The following is a 1,752-nucleotide window of genomic DNA, read 5'->3' on the forward strand; positions in this document are numbered from 1 at the left end:
TCGTCGGCATCAATTACAAGGACCAGAACGAAAACGCTCTGCGCTTCCTCGGCGACCTCGCGCTCTCCTACGCCTGCGGCGTCGGCGGCGGCCGTTCGGGCATCATCGAAACCAACTTCAAGGAAGAGTGCGAAACCGACCTCTTCGGCGAACAGGTCGTTCTCTGCGGCGGTCTCGTCGAACTCATCCGCGCTGGCTTCGAAACGCTGGTCGAAGGCGGCTACGCCCCGGAAATGGCCTATTTCGAGTGCCTGCACGAAGTGAAGCTGATCGTCGACCTGATCTATGAAGGCGGTATCGCCAACATGAACTACTCGATCTCGAACACGGCCGAGTGGGGCGAATACGTCACCGGTCCGCGCATCATCACCGAAGAAACCAAGGCCGAGATGAAGCGCGTCCTGAAGGACATCCAGACCGGCAAGTTCACCTCGGAATGGATGCAGGAATACAAGTCGGGTGCGGCCCGCTTCAAGGGTATCCGCCGCGTCAACGACAGCCACCAGATCGAAGAAGTCGGCGCCAAGCTTCGCGGCATGATGCCGTGGATCGGCAAGAACAAGCTGGTCGACAAGGCGAAGAACTAAGCCTCATCGAACGGTCGAATGAGACAAGCCGGGGCAGTGCCCCGGCTTTTTTCGTGAGGCCGACATGCGTGTCGCCGGCGCGGGGTGCGGCATAGGCGGGAGCTAGGCGAAAACAAAGCTCAAGAACATGTCCAGGAAAAACGAAGGGAAGGCGGCCAGCGCCGAGCCGGTGCCAAACCCGACGAGGCCGAAGCCGACGGCTCCACCCCAGCCACTGCTGTGCCAGCCGATCATGGCGCCGATGGTCGTCGCGGCTGCGATGACGGAGACGCTCCATAGATACCGAGCGGTAAACATGAACATCTTGCTCATTCCTGGCTCCCAACCGCTAGCTGAACAATCTGCGATTGCAAACTGCAGATAAGCTCGCGGGGGCGTGTTTGCCAGGGGCGTCCGTTCCGATTTCGTGCAATGCGAATGGGGGCAGCTTGCCGCTCAGGCCTGCCAGGCCCGCAGCCGTTCGACGGTCGTCGTCGCGCCGCCGCAGACGATCATCAGCACGCGTTCAAAGTGCAGCAACTGACCGGCCTGGCCATAGGCGATTGCGAGCGCGGCGCCGCAGGCGGGTTCCACCAGTACCCGGTGATCGTCGAGGAAGCGGATGCAGGCGTCTACGGCTGACTGGTCGTTGACCACGACGCATTCGACCGGTCGGGTCTGGCTGATCTCGAAGGCTTGCTCGCACACCTTTCGGGCGCCGAGCGAGGTGGCGACGCCGGTGACAGAGGGAAGCTCCACCAGCGTGCCCGCCTTGACGGAGGCGACGAGGGACGCGGTGCCTTCGGTCTCAGCGGTGATGATGGGAATATCCCGCAGGCCATTGCGCTCCAGCCCTTCGGCAACGCCCGACAGCAGTCCGCCGCCGCCGACCGAGAGCGCGACCGCATCGAAGGAAAGGCCGGATCTGACGACCTCGTCGATCATCGTCGCATGCCCGGCCCACAGCAGCGGATCGTCGAAGGGGTGGATGAAGGCGGTCTCGGCATCGACGGACGCCAGCGCGCGGGCGTTTGCTTCATCCCATGCACCACCGTGCACGATCACTTCGGCACCTTCCTGGCGGATGAGCGCCTTTGCCCGTTCTGTCGTCGTTTCGGGAACGAAGACGGAAACGGGGATCGAGAGGCGCCGCCCGGCATAGGCGACCGCCATGCCGGCATTGCCG

The 1,752-nt window shown here is 63.1% G+C and carries 2 protein-coding genes and 1 pseudogene; 1 reads left to right on the forward strand and 2 read right to left on the reverse strand.

Features of this window, described 5'->3' with window-relative positions; translation table 11 throughout:
- A pseudogene (locus I8N66_RS37265) lies at positions 1-587 on the forward strand (ketol-acid reductoisomerase); the annotation flags it as partial.
- Positions 588-689: 102 nt separating this feature from the next.
- Here I8N66_RS37265 and I8N66_RS37270 read toward each other — a convergent pair.
- Positions 690-899, reverse strand: a complete 210-nt coding sequence (locus tag I8N66_RS37270) for a hypothetical protein (protein WP_291165571.1) — start codon at positions 897-899, stop codon at positions 690-692.
- A 123-nt stretch (positions 900-1,022) separates the two neighbouring features.
- Positions 1,023-1,752 (reverse strand): pyridoxal-phosphate dependent enzyme (locus tag I8N66_RS37275; protein WP_291165572.1); only part of this gene is annotated, 730 nt, incomplete at its 5' end.

This window comes from Ensifer sp. SSB1, assembly GCF_016652895.1.
GTDB lineage: Bacteria > Pseudomonadota > Alphaproteobacteria > Rhizobiales > Rhizobiaceae > Ensifer.

Bases quoted from the DNA above. Each gene is read 5' to 3' on its own strand.
- I8N66_RS37270 (WP_291165571.1), bottom strand. From the start codon at position 899: ATGAGCAAGATGTTCATGTTTACCGCTCGGTATCTATGGAGCGTCTCC.